General features: G+C 66.6%; 14 protein-coding genes, 1 tRNA gene and 1 pseudogene. 14 read left to right on the forward strand and 2 right to left on the reverse strand.

What is annotated here, in order from left to right; translation table 11 throughout:
* The first annotated feature begins 330 nt into the window (after positions 1 to 330).
* The 3 genes from infC to rplT are packed head-to-tail and all read left to right on the forward strand — an operon-like array spanning position 331 to position 1,573.
* Positions 331 to 966 carry a translation initiation factor IF-3 gene (gene infC, locus LKE50_05425; protein MCH3968049.1) on the forward strand — a complete coding sequence of 212 codons (636 nt, stop codon included), beginning with the start codon at positions 331 to 333 and terminating at the stop codon, positions 964 to 966.
* A 1-nt stretch (position 967) separates the two neighbouring features.
* Positions 968 to 1,162 carry a 50S ribosomal protein L35 gene (gene rpmI, locus LKE50_05430; GenBank protein ID MCH3968050.1) on the forward strand — a complete coding sequence of 65 codons (195 nt, stop codon included), beginning with the start codon at positions 968 to 970 and terminating at the stop codon, positions 1,160 to 1,162.
* 45 nt (positions 1,163 to 1,207) lie between these two features.
* Complete coding sequence (gene rplT / locus LKE50_05435) at positions 1,208 to 1,573, forward strand: 50S ribosomal protein L20 (protein ID MCH3968051.1); 366 nt, start codon at positions 1,208 to 1,210, stop codon at positions 1,571 to 1,573.
* A gap of 238 nt (positions 1,574 to 1,811) precedes the next feature.
* Here the strand turns inward: rplT and LKE50_05440 are convergent.
* Positions 1,812 to 3,048 (reverse strand): annotated as a pseudogene (locus tag LKE50_05440) (undecaprenyl/decaprenyl-phosphate alpha-N-acetylglucosaminyl 1-phosphate transferase).
* Between the two features lie 258 nt (positions 3,049 to 3,306).
* Between LKE50_05440 and LKE50_05445 the strand changes: the two are divergent.
* The 11 genes from LKE50_05445 (at position 3,307) to rho (ending at position 17,522) form a co-directional block, all read left to right on the forward strand.
* On the forward strand, positions 3,307 to 4,764 hold the full coding sequence (locus LKE50_05445; protein MCH3968052.1) for an NAD(P)/FAD-dependent oxidoreductase: 1,458 nt from the start codon (positions 3,307 to 3,309) through the stop codon (positions 4,762 to 4,764).
* A complete protein-coding gene (locus LKE50_05450; protein MCH3968053.1) occupies positions 4,761 to 6,260 on the forward strand; it encodes an NAD(P)/FAD-dependent oxidoreductase in 1,500 nt (499 codons plus the stop codon). The genes LKE50_05445 and LKE50_05450 overlap by 4 nt, the downstream gene beginning before the upstream one ends.
* Entirely contained in the window at positions 6,253 to 6,699 is a 447-nt protein-coding gene (locus LKE50_05455; GenBank protein ID MCH3968054.1) for a DUF1667 domain-containing protein, read from the forward strand. The genes LKE50_05450 and LKE50_05455 overlap by 8 nt, the downstream gene beginning before the upstream one ends.
* Positions 6,700 to 7,137: 438 nt before the next feature.
* Positions 7,138 to 8,100 carry a hypothetical protein gene (locus LKE50_05460; protein ID MCH3968055.1) on the forward strand — a complete coding sequence of 321 codons (963 nt, stop codon included), beginning with the start codon at positions 7,138 to 7,140 and terminating at the stop codon, positions 8,098 to 8,100.
* Between the two features lie 544 nt (positions 8,101 to 8,644).
* Positions 8,645 to 8,720 (forward strand) — tRNA-Ala (locus LKE50_05465).
* 180 nt (positions 8,721 to 8,900) lie between these two features.
* Positions 8,901 to 9,959, forward strand: a complete 1,059-nt coding sequence (locus LKE50_05470; GenBank protein ID MCH3968056.1) for a radical SAM protein — start codon at positions 8,901 to 8,903, stop codon at positions 9,957 to 9,959.
* 180 nt (positions 9,960 to 10,139) lie between these two features.
* Complete coding sequence (locus LKE50_05475; protein MCH3968057.1) at positions 10,140 to 10,460, forward strand: hypothetical protein; 321 nt, start codon at positions 10,140 to 10,142, stop codon at positions 10,458 to 10,460.
* A gap of 283 nt (positions 10,461 to 10,743) precedes the next feature.
* The gene (locus LKE50_05480; GenBank protein MCH3968058.1) at positions 10,744 to 12,237 is read left to right on the forward strand and encodes a nicotinate phosphoribosyltransferase; all 1,494 of its coding nucleotides are present in this window, start codon (positions 10,744 to 10,746) and stop codon (positions 12,235 to 12,237) included.
* A 110-nt stretch (positions 12,238 to 12,347) separates the two neighbouring features.
* The gene (gene argS, locus LKE50_05485) at positions 12,348 to 14,186 is read left to right on the forward strand and encodes an arginine--tRNA ligase (GenBank protein MCH3968059.1); all 1,839 of its coding nucleotides are present in this window, start codon (positions 12,348 to 12,350) and stop codon (positions 14,184 to 14,186) included.
* Between the two features lie 298 nt (positions 14,187 to 14,484).
* Complete coding sequence (locus LKE50_05490; GenBank protein ID MCH3968060.1) at positions 14,485 to 15,171, forward strand: MarR family transcriptional regulator; 687 nt, start codon at positions 14,485 to 14,487, stop codon at positions 15,169 to 15,171.
* Positions 15,172 to 15,380: 209 nt separating this feature from the next.
* Complete coding sequence (gene rho, locus LKE50_05495) at positions 15,381 to 17,522, forward strand: transcription termination factor Rho (protein MCH3968061.1); 2,142 nt, start codon at positions 15,381 to 15,383, stop codon at positions 17,520 to 17,522.
* A 97-nt stretch (positions 17,523 to 17,619) separates the two neighbouring features.
* Here rho and LKE50_05500 read toward each other — a convergent pair whose 3' ends face one another.
* On the reverse strand, positions 17,620 to 18,414 hold the full coding sequence (locus tag LKE50_05500) for an SDR family NAD(P)-dependent oxidoreductase (GenBank protein MCH3968062.1): 795 nt from the start codon (positions 18,412 to 18,414) through the stop codon (positions 17,620 to 17,622).
* Between the last annotated feature and the right edge of the window lie 122 nt (positions 18,415 to 18,536).

An 18,536-nucleotide genomic window follows, 5' to 3' on the forward strand; every position in this document is an offset into this window, starting at 1 on the left:
CCGTCGCAAACATGGCGGGGCCGGTCTTTTGGGGGAGGAGTCCCTTTGGGCTGGTAGACGGTCGGATGGCTTGGGGTGTGAGGGGCATGCGGCCCTGTGCCTGCAGGTGCATGTGGGTGCGGGCGGGTCGTTCCTCTCCACAGATGGGAGGACGCCGCTTGTCTGGGGGCGCATCCGTGCTATCATGACACCCGTTGTGACCGCGAGGTCACTCCCAAGCGGGCCGGAACGCGAGGCCCCACCTGCACGGCGCCATTCGGCTGCTGTCTGGTCAGACAAAGGAACAGCAGCCCCTCAGGGCTCCTCCTCGACTCTTGCCGGATGTCTGCCATGTGCGACGTCCGGTTTTTTCATGCGGCGCGAAGGCGTCGCCGAGAGAGGAAGGTGTCCAAGATAGCAAAGCCCGAAGGTCCCCGTATCAATGGGGAGATCACAGCACGCACCTGCCGCCTGATCGGTGTCGATGGGTCCCAGCTGGGGCTCTTTGGCATCCATGACGCACAGCGCGTGGCCGATGACCAGGACCTCGACCTTGTCGAGATCGCGCCGAACGCAGACCCTCCCGTCTGCAAGGTCATGGACTACGGCAAGTACAGGTACGAGCAGGCTCAGAAGGCCAAGCAGGCCCGCAAGAACCAGGTCAAGGTCGAGATCAAGGAAATGAAGTTCCGACCCAAGATCGACGTCGGTGACTACGAGACCAAGAAGGGCCACGTCCTGCGCTTCCTCAGGAAGGGCGCCCGCGTCAAGGTCACGATCATGTTCCGTGGCCGCGAGATGGCTCATCCCGAGCAGGGTCTGAACGTGCTCGAGCGCCTGGCCAAGGACCTCGAGCCCTATGCAACCGTGGAATCCCAGCCCAAGATGGAGGGTCGCAACATGCACATGCTGATGGCCCCCATAAAGGGTGCCTTCGATGATGAGAAGGCGCCTGAGGGCGAGGACAAGGATACGAAGGAGAACTAGCATGCCCAAGATGAAGACGCACAAGGGTACGGCCAAGCGCTTCCGCCGCACCGGCACCGGCAAGATTATGCGTGCCAAGGCGTTCAAGAGCCACATCCTCACCAAGAAGAGCCCCAAGCGCATCCGTGGCTTCCGCCAGGAGACGACCTTGGCCCATTCCGACGAGAAGGTCATCTCTTCCCGTCTCGGCAAGTAGCGCGCAAGAGCGCCATATCCGCACATTCCTAGGAGTTGATTTCTCATGGCACGAGTCAAGCGCGCAGTCGCAGCTAAGAAGAAGCGTCGCACCGTCGTCGAGCGTTCGAAGGGGTACTACGGCACCAGCTCTCGTACGTATCGCGGCATGAAGGAGCAGGTCCAGCACTCGCTCCAGTACCAGTATCGTGACCGTCGCAACAAGAAGCGCGACATCCGCAAGCTCTGGATCCAGCGCATCAATGCTGCCGCCCGCGTGAACGGCATGAGCTACTCGACCTTCATGCACGGCCTGAAGCTTGCCGGCGTCGAGCTCGACCGCAAGGTCCTCTCGCAGATCGCCTACGAGGACCCCTCGAGCTTCGCCGACCTCGCCAAGGTCGCGCAGAAGGCGGTCGACGAGGCCAAGTAGCCTCCGTCACCAAGGGACGTCATGTCAGGGGGCCGCGCATCGAGAGGTGCGTGGCCCCCTTCTCGTGCGTGGGGTGCCAGGGTCGATACGCGCAGGCAACGCAGGCAGGCGGGCATGTTGCCTGGCGATGGTGACCGGCGGGGCCCGTCAGGTCCGGTGCCAGGGTCGATATGCGCAGGCAACGCAGGTTGGCTGGCACGTTGCCTGGCAATGGTGACCGAGAAGGACGTCCTGGCGGCTAGTTCTTGTCGCCGTGGTCTGAAGGGCTCCCGTGGAGTCGCTCGTGCAGCTCCTCGCGATGCTCCTCCCTGCGCTCCTCGGCCGCGCGCTCCTCGGTCTTGAAGGCCGGGTCGGTGGGCGTCACCAGGACGTCGTCGCCGGTCTTCGGGGTCGTAGTGATGGCGCAGCACCGGCTCGAACAGGTGGAGCTTGAGGGCGAAGCAGGCCGACGCCGCCACGAGGAAGCCGAAGATGGCGATGCGTGGCCAGACCTCGACCTGCGTCATCACCACGGCACCGCCGCAGAGCATGGCCGTCCAGAGGTACATCAGGATGACGGCCTGGCGCTGGTCGAACCCCTCATGGATGAGCCGATGGTGGATGTGGCCCTTGTCGGCCTGGCTCACCGCGATGCCGGCCCGTCGGCGCCTGATGATGGCCGAGAAGGTGTCGATGATGGGGATGCCTGCGATGAGCAGCGGCAATATTATGGTGGTGAGACCGGCCACGCGCGTCACGTTGAGCAGCGAGATGGTGCCGAGCGAGAAGCCCAGCAGGAGCGACCCGGAGTCTCCCAGGAATATCGATGCCGGATGGAAGTTGTAGGGGAGGAACCCGAGCGCGGCCCCGGCCAGGGCGACGGAGAGCGCGGCCGCGTCGAGGCGGCCGGCCATGATGGCGAGCGCGAACATCGTGACGCTCGAGATGGCGGTGATGCCGGTGGCCAGCCCGTCGAGGCCGTCGATGAGGTTGATGATGTTCACGTAGGCCACGAGGTAGACGATCGTGATGGGGTAGGCGAGCCAGCCCAGCACGACCTCGCCCGGGCCGAAGGGGTTCACGATGTTGCCGATGACGAGGCCACCCGAGGTGGCGATGGCGGCGGCCGCGACCTGCCCCAGGAGCTTGGGCAGGGGCTTGAGCTGGATGACGTCATCGATGGCGCCGGTCATGAAGATGACGGCGAACGCCAGGGCGAGCCGATAGTAGTCGATGGTCATGCGCGGCGAGGGCACGAGCACGACCGGCCACCTGAGCTGGGTCGTCCCGTAGTATTGGACGGCGACGGCGGCGATGAGCCCCAGGAAGACGGCGATGCCGCCCATACGGGGGACCGGGTCCTTGTTGATGCGTCGCTTGCTGGGATAGTCGACGGCGTCGAGCCGGATGGCGATGCGCCTGGCGAGGGGGGTGCATGCGCACGACACGGCGAGGGCCGTGCCGAACAGGCATACGTAGGGCACCCACCAGTCCACCAAGGCCTTATCCCTCCAGGAGTCGGATCGGGCACGGGGTGCGACTGCACCGGGGCTGCGACCTCCCTATGATACCCGAAGCTCGGGCTGCGTCGGGGCCGGTCGCACATCGGCCACAAGGATGTGGGTCCTTCTCGTCTGGCGGGTTGACGATGGCCACCGTGCCCTCGGAGGGTAAGCTAGTCCTTAGTGCTTAGTCCTTGCATGCCATGGGCGGCTGGCCCAGCGGGTCAGGCTGCCATGTGAGAGGGAGGAACCATGCTTGATGTCGTGGTGGTGGGCGCTGGCATCTCCGGATGCGCGGTCGCTCGTGAGCTTGCGCGCTCGCAGCTCTCGGTCGAGGTCCTCGAGGCCGGTAACGACGTGGCCTTCGGGGCCTCGCGTACCAACAGCGGCATCGTCCACGGTGGGTTCGACCCCGAGCCTGGGACGGCCAAGGCGGCCTATAACGTGCGCGGCATGCGTCTCATCCCGCATCTCGCCACGGAGCTCGGCTTCAGATATCGCAACAACGGGTCGCTCGTCGTCGCCTTCGATGATGCAGGGCTTGCCACCGTGGACGACCTCGTGGCGCGCGGGCGTCGCAACGGCGTGTACGACGTCTCCGCCATCGGCGCTGCCGAGCTCCGCGAGCTCGAGCCTAACGTGAATCCCGCCGCGCGAGGTGCGCTCCTCTGCGGTTGCTCGGGCATCTGTGACCCCTTCGGGATGTGCGTCGCCTTTGCCGAGAATGCCGTCACCAACGGCGTGCGCTTCCGGTTCGACGCGCCCGTGGCAAGCGTCGCGCGTCGTGCGGGCACGAGCGCCACTGCCGGGTGGGACGTCACCCTCGAGGGGGGCGAGGTCATCTCGGCGCGTGCGGTCGTGAACGCTGCGGGGGTCTTCGCCTGCGACCTCCATAACCAGGTCTCGGCGGACAAGCTCGAGAGCCGCCCGCGTGCGGGCGAATACGTGCTCCTCAGCCGCGACTCGGGGACGACCTTCTCGCACACGATGTTCAGGACGCCCGGGCCGGCCGGCAAGGGCGTGCTCGTGAGCCCTACGATCGAGGGCAACCTCATCGTCGGCCCCGACGCGGTCGACCGCACCGACCCCCGCGACACCTCGACCAACCCCGATGGGCTTGCCTGGGTCCGCGAGCAGGCGAGCGACCTCTGGCCTGGCTTCAACGGCCGCGACGTCATCGTGAACTTCTGCGGTGTGCGTCCGAGCGGGGCCGACGGTGACTTCGTCATCGGCGAGCCGGCGGACGCGCCGGGGTTCTTCGACATGGCCGCCATAGACTCGCCGGGGCTCACCTCGGCACCTGCCATCGCGCGCGAGGTCGCAAGTGCCGTGGCCGACCTGCTGCATGCGAAGCCCAATGCCTCCTTCGACGGCCATAGGGACCAGCCACTCCGCTTCATCGAGATGAGCGAGCAGGAGCGTGCTCGCGCCATCAAGGCCGACCCCCGCTTCGGCCACATCGTGTGCCGTTGCGAGCAGGTCAGCGAGGCCGAGGTCCTCGCGGCCATACATGCCCCTATCCCCGCGACCACGATCGTCGGCATAAAGCGCAGGTGCAGGGCTGGTACGGGCAAGTGCCAAGGCGGTTTCTGCGAGCCTCTCGTGGCCGAGCTCGTGAGCCGGGAGTGTGGCATTCCTCTAACTCAAGTTCAACTTGAGGGTGAGGGTTCGCAGATTGCACCATATGCGAGAGGGGAGGTGCGCCCATGAGCGCCACACAGGGAGCGAGCGCATCCGCACAGGTACGAGATCGCAAGGCGTCCGAGGTGGACGTGCTCGTGATAGGTGGAGGGGCCGCCGGCACCGCGGCCGCGGCCGCTGCTGCGGCAGCGGGGTCCGACGTCCTTCTCGTCGAACGCGAGGGTCACCTCGGCGGCATCCTCGAACAGTGCATCCACAACGGCTTCGGGCTCCATCGCTTCGGAGAGGAGCTCACCGGGCCCGAGTACGCCGCCCGTGACGTCGACAGGGTCATGGCGTCCGAGCGCGTGCAGGTCCTTCTCGACACGTCCGTGCTCGCGGTGACGCCGCAGAGGCGGCTGGGCGTGCGGCTCTGCGACGTCACGCTGGTAGGTCCTGACATCGGGCAGGTGCACGTGCGGGCCCGCTCGGTGGTCTTCGCGTGCGGTTGTCGCGAGCGCTCTCGTGGGGCCATCAACATCGCCGGCACCAGGCCTGCGGGCGTCTTCACGGCAGGTGCGGCCCAGCGGCTCAGCAACTGCGACGGGGTGCTCGTGGGCAAGCGCGTGGTCATCCTCGGGTCGGGCGACATCGGCCTCATCATGGCGCGCCGCATGACCTGGTCGGGCGCCAAGGTCCTCATGGTGTGCGAGCTTGCGGCCGAGCCGGGGGGCCTGAGGCGCAACATCGCCCAGTGCCTGGATGACTATGACATCCCGCTGCACCTCTCCACCACGGTGACGCGTGTCTTCGGTCACGACCGGCTCAGTGCCGTCGAGCTCGCTGACGTCGACCCGACGACGATGCAGCTCGTGCCGGGCACCAGGCGCCGTGTCGAGTGCGACTGCCTGCTGCTCTCGGTGGGGCTCATCCCCGAGAATGCCATCGCCGACGCCGCCGGCTGCCAGATCGACCGTGCCACGAGCGGTCCGTGCGTGGACGAGCATCTCGAGACGACCTGCCCGGGCGTCTTCGTGTGTGGCAACGAGCTTCACGTCCATGACCTCGTGGACTTCGTCTCGGAGGAGGGCGAGGCCGCGGGCAATGCGGCCGCGGCCTATGCCGCCCGCATCCGAGACGAGCAGGCCGTGGCTGCTGCCACACCGGCCTCGGGTACGCGTGACCTCGAGGCTGCAGCGGAGGTCGAGCCTTCCGGTATCTCCGTACTGCGTGACGAGAACGTTGGCTCGATAACCCCGCAGCGTATCGTCTCGACGGATGATGCCGTGACGCTGAGGCTCAGGGTGAGGAGTAGGGTCAGGGGGGCCGCCATCGAGGTCCGTAGCGGCGGGCATCTCGTGAAGCGGGTCCCGAGGCGGGTGGTCGTGCCGTCCGAGATGCAGACGGTGCGCCTCTCTGCCAAGGACCTCGCGGGCGTGTCCGGCTCGCTCGAGGTGAGCTGCATCTCGGTGCCGGGTGCCGATCGTGCGCCCGCTGCTGGTGCGACTGCACGACCGCCTGTGAAGAAGGCGGCGCCCGCACATGAGGACGGCCTCGACGAGAAGGAGGGTGGCACCCTTGACTGACGAGAAGAACACCACCGCAGAGGCCGATGTGGCCGATGCTATCCCAGATGTCGCAGATGGCCAGGCCGAGACCAGGGAGTTCACCTGCGTGCAGTGCCCCATGGGTTGCCCGCTCACGGTGACGCTCGTCGATGGCAAGGTCACGGGCGTGACGGGCAACACGTGCCCTCGCGGCAAGGCCTATGGCGAGCATGAGGCCGTGGCACCCGAGCGTACGGTGACGTCGCTGGTGGGTGCCGAGGGCAGCACGAGGCCGGTGAGCGTGAAGACGTCGGCACCCGTGCCCAAGGGCCGCATCGGTGACGTCCTCACGGCCATCGAGCACACGGTGGCGCCTGCCAAGGTGGCCATCGGTGACGTGGTGATTACCGACGTCGCCGGTACGGGCGTCGACGTGGTGGTCACGCGTGCGAGCGACTGGGCCGGCGGAGGCCTGTAGATCCGGGGCCTCGGCCCCGGCCCTGCTCACGGGTCACTGTCGCCAGGCAACGTGCCCGCCCGCCTGCGTTGCCTGCCCCGGGTGACCCTGGCACCGGCCTCGGCCCCGCTCGCGGGTCACTGTCGCCAGGCAACGTGCCCGCCCGCCTGCGTTGCCTGCCCCGGGTGACCCTGGCCCCGGCCTCGGTCCCGCTCGCGGGTCACTGTCGCCAGGCAACGTGTCCGCCCGCCTGCGTTGCCTGCCCCGGGTGACCCTGGCTACAGGGCGTGAGGTTCTGATGTTCTTCTCGTCGCGCACTTTAGGGTGCTGCTCCCGTTCTTGAGGCTTCCACCAGGCCTCCTGACACACCTTGTCATCTTTTTGACAGTCCGGTATGACTCCCTGTTGGTTTTCGCTGTCACACTCTGCCTTCATCAACCACCGGGGAGGCGGACGAAGATGAACGCAGACAAGGAGCTCGCACGGCTGTTGCACGAGGCGTGGGGAGAAGAGCGCCTCGCCGTGGCCATGGACAGACGTCTCGGTCGTGCGGTCAGACGACGCGTCTCGCAAGGTCGCCTCGTGATGCCGCTCAGGGGCCTGTTCTATGCGCGCGCGGATTGGGAGCGACTCGGAAGCGTCGAGCGTACGCTGTTCCTTGCTCGCGCGTTCCACGTGGCCTACGGCCCTTCGATGTTCTGCGATGTCACCGCTGCGACTGCGTATGGCATCGAAGTCACGTACAGGCTCCTGGGGGATCTCCATGTGTGCATGAGCAGGACGTCGACCAGGAGCAATCGATGCGGTGTCAGGTTCCATTGCGTGGATGGTGACGACCCATGCGACGTCGACAAGGGCCTTCGCGTGACCTCGCCCGCGCGCACCGTCGTGGACTGCGCGCGCCGCTTGGGGATCCCAGAAGGCGTGGTCATCGCGGACTCGGCCTTGCATAAGGGGATCGTGACACGCGATGAGCTCGACCTTCAGCTGATGAGGATGAGGCGATCCACGGGGATTGGGAATGCCCGCGAGGTCGTCCGACTCTCGAATGGCCTCGCCGAGAGCGGGGGAGAGACGCTCGCCCGGCTTCTCTTCGAGCGGCTTGGGTATGCAGCTCCTGAGCTTCAGGTCGTGGTGACCAGTCCCATGAACGGCGAGACCTATCGGGTGGACTTCTGCTGGACCCTGCCGGACGGCTCGCTGGTACTTGGCGAGCTCGACGGGCATGAGAAGCACGTCAACCCCGACATGACCCATGGGGAGACGCCCGTCGAGGTACTTGAGCGGGAACGTCTGCGCGAGTCGTACCTTACGGCGACGGGTGCACGCGTCATGCGCTTCTCGTATGCGGACCTTCTCGATGAGCGGCATATGAGGACCCTGCTCGATGCGTTCGAGATACCGAGAAGAACGGATTCCTAGCGTCTCGCACCGCAGGATGGGATGGCTTGCATGGCCGTCCGGTGGTCCCGGCCCCACTCGCGGGTCGCTGTCGCCAGGCAACGTGTCTGCCAGCCTGCGTTGCCTGCCCCGGGTGACCCTGGTACCGACCTCGGCCTCGCTCGCGGGTCACTGTCGCCAGGCAACGTGCCTGCCCGCCTGCGTTGCCTGCCCCGGGTGACCCTGGTACCGGCCCCAGCCTGCCGGGCTATCCCCTCTGCCAGCAGGTCCATCCCTTCCATGTTCCCGCTTGGGAGAGGCAAGTCAAGACTGGTTTTGCCAAACGGCGTACGTATAGTTGAGGTGCGGCCCTCGTGGTACAAACTGGGTGAACCGACAAGTATTACTAGGGAGTCCAGATCTCGCACCTAGTACAGGTATCCTCCGTTGCTGAGGAAGCTGGAACGGCCGAGGAGGACACCCACCTTATGAAGGTGGGTTCATTATCGTCTCCACGGGGGCCGCACCGTTCATCGTTGACTTTTTGCGGCCGTCCTGTAAGAATAGCGGCTGCACTAACGCACCTGGGGATGTAGCTCAGCTGGGAGAGCGCGGCGTTCGCAACGCCGAGGCCGAGGGTTCGAACCCCTTCATCTCCACCAGGGAACCTATAGGTCCGGATGCCTCGGCGTCCGGACCTTTTTCTGTGGCCGACGTCGGGCGTCCATCGGACGTCTGCAAGACGGGATCCGGGCGTCCACCATGTAGCCTTCAGGTGGTCGCCAGGAGGGGCCGCACGGGGCGATTTCTTGTATATGCATCGCATCAAAGGAGCCATCACCATGGTTGAACAGAAATGCAACAACCATCATGACAATATATCCCCAGATCCGCTCGCTCCCGGGATCGTCCCGGCGGTCCCTCGTGGCCCGCGCCCCGACGCGTCCTCGCCTGCCTCCGTCGTGGCCCCGTCCGCACTCGATGCCTGCCGGTTGTGCCCCCGTCGCTGCGGTGCGGCCCGCACCTCGGGCGCGCGGGGGGTCTGCGGCGCGACCTCGACCCTGCGTGTGGCCCGTGCCGCCCTGCACTTCTGGGAGGAGCCTCCCATCTCGGGCGATGCTGGATCGGGCGCCGTGTTCTTCTCGGGCTGCCCCTTGCGTTGCGTCTTCTGCCAGAACCATGACATCTCGTCGGGCGGGTTCGGCCTCGACGTGAGCGTCTCGCGCCTCGCGGCCATCATGCTCGAGCTCGAGGACCAGGGCGCGCTCAACATCAACCTCGTCACACCGCTGCACTATGCGCCGCAGGTCCGCAAGGCCGTGCTCGCCGCGCGCGACGCGGGCCTCGACCTGCCCATAGTCTGCAACACCTCGGGCTATGAGTTGCCCGAGGTCATCCATGCCATGGCCGACGTCGTCGACGTCTGGCTCACCGACTTCAAGTATGCCGACGCGGCCCTCGCCGCACGCCTCTCGGCGGCGCCCGACTATCTGGGCGTGGCGTCCGCGGCCCTCGCGGCCATGTGCTCCTGCGTGGACGAGGCCGGTGGCCGTGCGCTCGACGAGGACGGCCGCATGCTCCGTGGCGTCATCGTGCGTCACCTCGTGCTCCCGGGTCAGGCCGACGACTCGTGCGCCGTGCTCGACCGGGTCTGGGAACTCACGGACGGCGCTGTCGACCTGTCCGTGATGAACCAGTACACCCCCAACGACGACTGTCGTGCGGCGCATGGAGACCTTGCGCGCGCCGTGACGGACGCCGAGTACGAGCGCGTGCTCACCTATGCCGACGACCTGGGGTTCGAGCACGTCTGGTGGCAGCAGGGCGGCACCGTGTCAGAGAGCTTCGTGCCCGAGTTCGACGCGACGGGCGTGGCCGGCCCTGACCTGGGCACCCGCTAGGCAGGTCCCATGCGCCATGGCGTCGGGGCCGTGCCTCCCCGGCCCGTCGAGAAGGCACGACCTGGGCTGGGGGAGGGATGTGCTTCTCGCCTGGTATGGCTTGCGTGGGGCAGGCTGGGTATCATCAATGGCGACATCGACTGATGGGCGGCGCCGCGCCGCCCCGCGAGGAGACGAGACATGGCAGACGAACCTCAGCAGGATGGGTCGCTCACGCCCGAGGAGCGCAGCGAGCTCGAGAACCTCCGTGCCGAGAAGGCCGCGCGCGAGCAGCAGGCGGCTGACGCCGCGGCCCGTGCCGAGCTCGAGCACCTTCGCGCCGAGAAGGCCCGTGACTCCGAGCAGACGGAGCGCGACGAGCGGTCGATGGAGCGCCAGCAGAAGGCGGCCCGTGCGATGGAGCCCGACGACGACCTGCGTATGCCCCTGGCCCAGAAGGTCGTCCTGGCCGTGGCATTCGTGATCCTGGCCGCGGGCATCTACTACATCATCACCAAGTAACCCCTCGATCCTGGCCCCGTGGGTCACTGTCGCCAGGCAACGCCCGTCCCGACCCACGTTGCCTGCCCAGGGTGACCCTGGTAGGCCCCCGGCACGGCCCTGTGGGTCACTGTCGCCAGGCAACGCCCATCCCGACCCACGTTGCCTGCCCAGGGTGACCCTGGCACGGCTGGCCCCGCTGGCCGCATGCCACCCTCGGTCCATGCGTCGCACCTGGTAACGTGCTAACCTTAGCCAGATTGTGCAGCTGGCCACCACACGCACCTACGAGAGGGCGCCACACATGTCTCTCACCGATCGCACCATCCCCACAGATGTCGCGCTCAACACCGACCTCTACGAGCTCACCATGGCCCAGGGCTTCTGGGAGTCCGGCCTCGTCGACACCCAGGCCTGCTTCAACGTCTTCTTCCGCGAGAACCCCTTCGGTGGCGGCTATGCCGTGGCAGCCGGCACCGGCCAGATCGCCGACCTCGTCGAGAACTTCACGTTCGACGCCGACGCCATCACCTACCTTGCCTCCCTCGAGGCCCCCGGTGGCGGCGCCATGTTCAAGCAGGGATTCCTTGACTACCTGTCTGCCTTCCGTGCCGACCTGGACGTGTGGGCCGTGCCCGAGGGCGACGTCGTCTTCCCCCGCGAGCCGCTCGTCCGCGTCACCGGTCCGGCCATCGCCTGCCAGCTCGTCGAGACGGCCCTGCTCAACCTCGTGAACTTCCAGACGCTCGTCGCCACCAAGACCGCCCGGGTGGTCCAGGCGGCCGAGGGCCACATGGTGTCCGACTTCGGCCTGCGTCGTGCCCAGGGCCCGGATGGCGGCCTCGCCGTCGCGCGCGCCTCCTATATCGGCGGTGCCACGTCCACCTCGAACTGCCTCGCCGGCAAGATCTACGGCATCCCGGTCTTCGGCACGCATGCCCACTCCTGGGTCATGGCGTTCCCCACCGAGCTCGAGGCCTTCCGTGCCTTCGCCAAGTCGAGCCCCAAGAACTGCGTCCTTCTCGTCGACACGTACGACGTGCGCCGAGGCCTTGCCAACGCCATCACGGTGGCCCACGAGATGGAGGCTGCCGGCGAGCGCCTCGCGGCCATTCGCATCGACTCGGGCGACCTCGCCAAGCTCTCGAAGCTCGCCCGCAGGATGTTCGACGACGCCGGCCTGCCCTACGTGAAGGTCTCGGTCTCGAACGACCTCGACGAGTACACCATCCAGTCGCTCTTCGCCCAAGGTGCGCCCATCGACTCGTTCGGCGTGGGCACCAAGCTCGCGACGTGCGACCCACAGCCCTCGCTCGGCGGCGTCTACAAGCTCTCGGCCACGCGTGCCGCTGGCGACACCGCATGGACGCCCGTGATCAAGCTCTCCGAGATGTCCTACAAGCGCACCATCCCCGGCGTGCAGCACGTGCTCCGCTACACCGACGAGGCCGGCTGCCCCGTGGGCGACCGCATCGTGGACGACTCCGTCGTCGAGAGGGGATCCACCACCGTGGTGGACGTCCTCGACCCGGTGGCCACGTATGACCTGGCAGGTGCCACCCCGCACGAGCTCATGGTGCAGGTCGTGGCCGCCGGTACCGGCACGCCGACCGGTCACGAGCCGCTCGACGACGCCAAGGCCCGCTGCCGCGACTCCCTCATGCATCTCGACCCTGCGGTGCGCCGCTTCCTGAACCCGCAGATCTACCCGGTGGGCATGGACGAGGGCCTGGCGCGCCTGCGCTCTGACCTTGCCCGAGAGGAACGTGCCAGCTCCGGACGTCCCATGCACGCGTAGCGCCCGTCCCGCCGCGACCCGCTCGCACCCTGCGCGAACGCAGCGCTCCGGTGAGCCTTCCAACCTTACCAAGCCCGATCAACGCCCCGCTTCACCCGAAAGGAAACCCCATGTCCCAGACCATCGAGAACCTCGTCCGTCAGGCCGTCGCCGCCGCCCAGTCGGCAGGGGACCTCCCGGCCTTCGAGGTGACCGACTGCGGTGTCGAGCGCCCTGCCGACACGAGCCATGGCGAGTGGACCTCGACGGTGGCCCTGCGCTCGGCAAAGCTGGCCCACATGGCACCCCATGCCATCGCGGAGGCCGTCTGTGCCCATATGCCTGCCGACCCGGCCATCGACGCGGTCGAGGTGGCGGGTCCTGGCTTCGTGAACTTCCACCTGTCACATGCCGCCACCAACGAGGTCTTCGCCACGGTGCGTGAGCAGGGGATGGACTTCGGCCGCTCCGACGTGGGCCATGGCCAGAAGGTCCAGGTCGAGTTCGTCTCGGCCAACCCGGTGGGTCCCATGCACGTGGGCCACGGGCGCTGGGCGGCCTTGGGTGACTCGCTCGCCCGCGTGATGGAACATGCCAACTACGACGTCGAGCGTGAGTACTACGTCAACGACCATGGCAGCCAGATGGACGTCTTCGGCTCGTCGGTGGGCATGCGCTACCTGCAGCTCGCCCGCCTCATGGCAGACGGGGCCGACCTCGACCACGCGCGCGATGCCCTGGCCGCCGACCGCGAGGCCTACGTGGCCGACGAGGAGGACCTGGCGCCCCAGACCCACCCGCTCATGGACGACTTCATGGCCGAGCTGGGTGGCAACTCCTATGGCGGCACCTACATCATCGACCTCGCCCGCGACTTCATGGCAAGCGACGGCACCCGCTGGGTCGACGTCCCGTCCGAGGAGCGCACGGCCGAGTTCCGCGAGCGCGGCTACCGTGCCATGCTCGCCGACATCAAGGCCACCTGCCACGACGTGCGCTGCGACTTCGACGTGTGGTTCTCGGAGCGCAGCCTCTACCAGAAGGACGACTCCGGCACCAGCCCCGTCGAGCGGGCCTTCGCCAAGCTCGACGCCGAGGGCTACCTCTACAAGAAGGACGGCGCGCTGTGGTTCCGCTCCACGGACTTCGGCGACGACAAGGACCGCGTGCTCGTGAAGGAGAACGGCGACTACACCTACTTCGCGAGCGACGTCGCCTACCACTGGAACAAGTTCCAGCGCGTGGACCACGTGATCGACGTCTGGGGTGCCGACCACCATGGCTATGTGGCCCGCGTCGCGGCCGTCTGCGCGGCCCTCGGTTGCGATGGCGAGTTCGAGGTCCTGCTCGGCCAGCTCGTGAACCTGCTGCGCAACGGCGAGCCGGTGCGCATGTCCAAGCGCAAGGGGACCATGGTGACCTTCCGCGAGCTCATCGACGAGGTGGGTGCTGACGCGGTCCGTTACACGCTCATCTCGAAGTCCGCCAACCAGACGATCGACTTCGACATCGAGGCCGTCAAGCAGGCCTCGAGCGCCAACCCCGTCTACTACGTGCAGTATGCCCATGCCCGCATCTGCTCGATCCTGCGGCGTGCTGCCGGCGTCACGGCCGACGAGGCTGACGATCTGGGCATGGACGAGGTCGCGCACCGCGCTGTCGGCACGGACGTGGACCTGGCCCTGCTCGCGCACCCCACCGAGGCCAACCTGGCGCGCAAGCTCTCGGAGTTCCCCGAGCTCGTCTCGGCCTGCGCCCGTGACCGCGCCCCCTTCAGGCTCACGCACTATGCCGAGGAGCTTGCCAGCGACTTCCATGGCTTCTATACCGAGTGCCAGGTGCTTCCCAGCGAGGGCCGTCCGGTCGAGAGGAACGTCTCGCAGGCGCGCCTCGCGGCATGCGATGCCGTGCGCATCACGCTCGCCCTCACGCTCTCGCTCATCGGTGTCTCCGCCCCGACCCAGATGTGAGGTCCTCCCTCCGCGTGGCCTCGTCCGCGCGGAGGGGAGCGATGGGCCGGCGATGATATGAGTGGTGATTCTCGCATGCATTTAGAAGGCTTTTAGTGTACCTTCTCCTGTGTATGTTTTACTCGGGTCCGTGCCATCATCGGTTCAATCGAGCAACCAAGCCGCTCCTCTCTGTACGCTCGGGGTATCGGTGGGCGAATCGGGCTTTGCGGGGATGCACATGGCCTGCCGCCCCAAGCCATCTCTCCTCGCGCCGAGGGACGGAATTGAAGAGAGCGTTGAAGTATGTGGAGGCAATATGAATCTTAAGGAGTACCTTTCGGTACGTCGTGCATATAACAAGGTCCGTCAGGCGGCGCCGTCGGCGACCCGTCTGACGTTCGAGGAGATGGCGATCCTCTGCCACCTCGATGACCAGGATGCTCCCGTCTGCACCTCAGACATCGCGACCTACCAGTCGGTCCTTCGTCCCACGATGACACATCGCACCAACCACCTGGCCTCCCTCGGCCTCATCAGTCGTGAGGCCGGCACCGAGGACCGGCGCAACGTCTGCTGCTCCATCTCGGCCAAGGGCCGCAAGGCCATGCTCGAGAACCTGGGCGCCACCTGCGACCAGATCCCCCTGGGCCAGCCGCTCTGCCGCGCTGGTGCCGACCGCATGGTCAGGTACTTCGATGCCATGGGTGAGGTGTTCTGTGACGCCGGCGAGCTCATTCTCATCGCCGTCGACTCCTCGGTCGAGCGCGCGTGCACCATCACCGAGCTCCTGAAGGAGCTTGGGCTACTCCAGCCCACGATCTCCATGTCCGTCCATGCCCTCGAGGCGCGCGGCCTGGTGTGCCGCGAGGTCTACAGCGAGACGTCACGTCGGTCGCTCGTGAAGCTCACCGACGAGGGCACGCGTGTCGCGCGGGACTTCGAGGATGAGATCCTTGCCGTGATCGTCCGCCGTCCGCGCGGGACGAGCGAGGTCCAGCGATAGGGCCCCTCGGCCATCCGCCCGCCACACATCTCACCGACCTCACTGCTCCCCGTGCCCTGGTGCGGGGAGCAGTGCTATAGTTACGTGGTCGCCCGGCACATGAGCTCGGGCATAATTCGTGTGATACCTTCACATCCCGCAGATTCCCTCCTATGGGGCCCTATGCCTCAGGAGACTCATGTGAGCGGGCCAATCAGGAGGAACAAGACATGCCAGACAAGACCGACGCAGACGCGTCTGCCGTATCTGCCGAACCCAAGCCCCGCGCACCTCGCAAACGTGCCACGACCACCAGGGCCGCCACCAAGGCCACCCCTGCAAAGTCCGCGGCCAAGAAGGCATCCGTCTCGTCCGAGGACGCGGCTCCTGTCGCAAAGCGTGCGCCTCGCAAGCGGGCCACGGCCGCGAAGGCGGCGTCCGATGCCGACGCAGGCACGCCTGTGACCAAGAGGAAGCCTGCCACGAGGACCAAGGCCGCGTCCGCCACGGCCGAGAAGCCCACGGCAGCGAAGAGGCCTGCTCCCAAGAAGGACCCTGCCGCCGTTGCCGAGTCCGTGCCAGACCAGCCCGTCGCCCCCAAGCGCCGTCCGGGACGTCCCCGCAAGCATCCGCTGCCCGAGCCCGACGCCATGACCAAGGCCACGCAGGAGGCTACGCACGCCACGGCCCAGCCACTGCTCGCACCGAGCGCCACCCTGGCCGAGGCTGACTCGCGTCACACCAGGCATCCGGGTGATCAGGGCCAACAGAACCAGAACAACCAGAACAACCAGAACAACCAGAACAACCAGAACAACCAGAACAACCAGAACAACCAGAACAACCAGAACAACCAGAACAACCAGAACAACCAGAACAACCAGGGTCGCAGGTATCGCAACCACCAGGGCAACAACCAGGGTGGCAACGGCTACAACAACTCCAACCAGGGTCGTAACAACAACGGCTACAACAACGGTGGCAACCAGAACAACAACCACCGCAACAACGGCTATAACAACCAGAACAACAACCAGGGCAACGGACGCCGTCACAACCGTCACAACAACAACCAGAACCAGCCCGCCGCCCCGTCGCTCGCGCGCGAGGAGCTCGAGGCCATGAAGGTGGCCGAGCTTCGCTCCAAGGCTGCCGAGCTCAACGTCCCCTACGTCGGCGTGAAGAAGGCCCCTCTCGTCGAGGCGGTCTATGAGGCCGCCGCGAAGGCCGAGGGCTTCCGCACGGTCCATGGCATCCTCGAGATCGTGAACGATGGCTACGGCTTCGTGCGCACCGGCAACTACATGGCCGGCGACGACGACGCCTTCGTGCCCCAGCAGATGATCAAGCAGCTGGGCCTGCGTGCTGGCGACGACGTCGAGGGCACGGTCCGACCCAGCCGTCCCAACGACAAGTACCCCGCGGTCTCGAAGGTCACGGCCGTCGAGGGGGAGGCACCCGACAACCTCAAGGGCCGTCCGCGCTTCCGTGACCTCACGCCTGTCTATCCGGACGAGTGTCTCGTGATGGAGCATGGCAAGGAGTCCATCACCGGCCGTGCCATCGACCTGGTCTCACCCATCGGCAAGGGCCAGCGTGGCTTGATCGTGAGCCCGCCCAAGGCCGGCAAGACCACCGTGCTCAAGAAGGTCTGCGAGTCCATCGCGGCCAACAATCCCGAGGTGCATCTCATCTGCCTCCTGGTGGACGAGCGCCCCGAGGAGGTCACCGACATGCAGCGCTCCATCCATGGCGACGTGGTGGCCTCCACGTTCGACATGCCTGCCGAGAACCACACGGCGGTCTCGGAGCTCGTGATCGAGCGCGCGAAGCGCCTGGTCGAGAAGGGCCAGGACGTGGTCGTGGTCCTCGACTCCATCACGCGTCTGGCGCGTGCCTACAACCTGGCACAGCCCGCGAGCGGCCGTATCCTCTCGGGCGGCGTCGACGCCTCGGCGCTCTATCCGCCCAAGCGCTTCCTGGGCGCGGCCCGCAACATCGAGAACGGCGGCTCGCTCACCATCCTCGCCAGCGCCCTGGTCGACACTGGCTCAAAGATGGACGAGGTCATCTTCGAGGAGTTCAAGGGCACCGGCAACATGGAGCTCAAGCTCGACCGCGACCTGGCCGACAAGCGCATCTTCCCGGCCATCGACCCGGTGGCCTCGGGCACCCGCAACGAGGAGCTGCTCCTCGACCCGGCGCTGCGCCCGTTCATCTGGGGCATCCGTCGCGTGCTCGCCAACATGAACAACACCGAGCGCGCGGAGGCGTCGCTCATCAAGGGGCTGCGCCAGACCAAGTCCAACGAGGAGTTCCTCATCAGGTCTGCCAAGAAGGCCCAGCAGACGGACTATCCGGACGCCGTCTAAGCGCCGCACCGGCCACGAACGTCAATGAGGAGGGGCGCGGCGGGATGTCTCCCGTCGCGCCCCTCTGCCGTCTCCGGTCGGGTTGCTATGTACGTCCCTAGCTGATGCGTTGCGTGACCCAGTTGCCCACGAAGCGCTGGGTGTCCATGACCATGCGGGTGGGCAGCACCTTGGCGGCCAGGTTCACGAGCTTCATGTCGACCGAGGGGATGCAGGTGTCGAAGCCCAGGACGGCGGCGTGGATGGCCTTCTCGACCACGCGCTGGGGGCTCTCGAAGCCGATCCAGGTCATGTGCGAGAGCGCGTCGGCATCGCCGGGGCGGTCGAGGAACTCGGTGTTCATGAACTTGGGGCAGACGGCCGTGACGTGGATGCCGGCGTCTCCCAGCTCCATGTCGAGCGAGCGGGACAGGTCCAGCACGAAGCGCTTGGAGGCCGAGTAGACGGCGAGTCCCGGCTGGGGCACGAGGGCGGCCACGGAGGCCATGTTGATGATGCGGCTGCCGGCGTGCATGTGGAGCAGGCATCGGTAGCACATCTCCACCACGGCCAGACAGTTGAGCTTGACCATGCCGGCGTTGCCCTTGGCGCCGATGGTGCCGAGGTCCCCGAACTTGCCGAAGCCGGCGGCGTTCACGAGCCATTGCACGTTGATCTCGTCGTCCTCGGCCAAGGCCTCGTCGATGACGTCGAAGGAGGCGCCGTCGGTGAGGTCGAGCGCGAAGGTGCGCACAGGGGTGGTGCACTCGGAGGCGAGGGCCTCCAGGCGGTCGGCACGGCGGGCGATGGCCCAGATCTCGTCGAGCGGACCTCCCGCGCGTGCGTCGAGCTGGCGGCAGAACTCACGGCCGATACCCGAGGAGGCCCCGGTCACGATGGCGATGTTTCTCATGTGCGCTCCAAACAGGCGAACTTGCGGCATGGGTGCCTTTGTCTATGGGTTCCTTCCCAAAAAGGGGACCGACTACCAGCACGCAGGAGGTTTCTTGGCGAGGAGGGGAGTGTTCCTATGGT

Source organism: Atopobiaceae bacterium (assembly GCA_022483015.1).
GTDB lineage: Bacteria > Actinomycetota > Coriobacteriia > Coriobacteriales > Atopobiaceae > JALCUE01.

What these genes read in the sequence shown, in the direction of transcription:
- infC (MCH3968049.1), top strand. Translation starts at nt 331, where the DNA reads ATGTGCGACGTCCGGTTTTTTCATGCGGCGCGAAGGCGTCGCCGAGAG.
- rpmI (MCH3968050.1), top strand. Translation starts at nt 968, where the DNA reads ATGCCCAAGATGAAGACGCACAAGGGTACGGCCAAGCGCTTCCGCCGC.
- rplT (MCH3968051.1), top strand. Translation starts at nt 1,208, where the DNA reads ATGGCACGAGTCAAGCGCGCAGTCGCAGCTAAGAAGAAGCGTCGCACC.
- LKE50_05445 (MCH3968052.1), top strand. Translation starts at nt 3,307, where the DNA reads ATGCTTGATGTCGTGGTGGTGGGCGCTGGCATCTCCGGATGCGCGGTC.
- LKE50_05450 (MCH3968053.1), top strand. Translation starts at nt 4,761, where the DNA reads ATGAGCGCCACACAGGGAGCGAGCGCATCCGCACAGGTACGAGATCGC.
- LKE50_05460 (MCH3968055.1), top strand. Translation starts at nt 7,138, where the DNA reads ATGAACGCAGACAAGGAGCTCGCACGGCTGTTGCACGAGGCGTGGGGA.
- LKE50_05470 (MCH3968056.1), top strand. Translation starts at nt 8,901, where the DNA reads ATGGTTGAACAGAAATGCAACAACCATCATGACAATATATCCCCAGAT.
- LKE50_05475 (MCH3968057.1), top strand. Translation starts at nt 10,140, where the DNA reads ATGGCAGACGAACCTCAGCAGGATGGGTCGCTCACGCCCGAGGAGCGC.
- LKE50_05480 (MCH3968058.1), top strand. Translation starts at nt 10,744, where the DNA reads ATGTCTCTCACCGATCGCACCATCCCCACAGATGTCGCGCTCAACACC.
- argS (MCH3968059.1), top strand. Translation starts at nt 12,348, where the DNA reads ATGTCCCAGACCATCGAGAACCTCGTCCGTCAGGCCGTCGCCGCCGCC.
- LKE50_05490 (MCH3968060.1), top strand. Translation starts at nt 14,485, where the DNA reads ATGAATCTTAAGGAGTACCTTTCGGTACGTCGTGCATATAACAAGGTC.
- rho (MCH3968061.1), top strand. Translation starts at nt 15,381, where the DNA reads ATGCCAGACAAGACCGACGCAGACGCGTCTGCCGTATCTGCCGAACCC.
- LKE50_05500 (MCH3968062.1), bottom strand. Translation starts at nt 18,414, where the DNA reads ATGAGAAACATCGCCATCGTGACCGGGGCCTCCTCGGGTATCGGCCGT.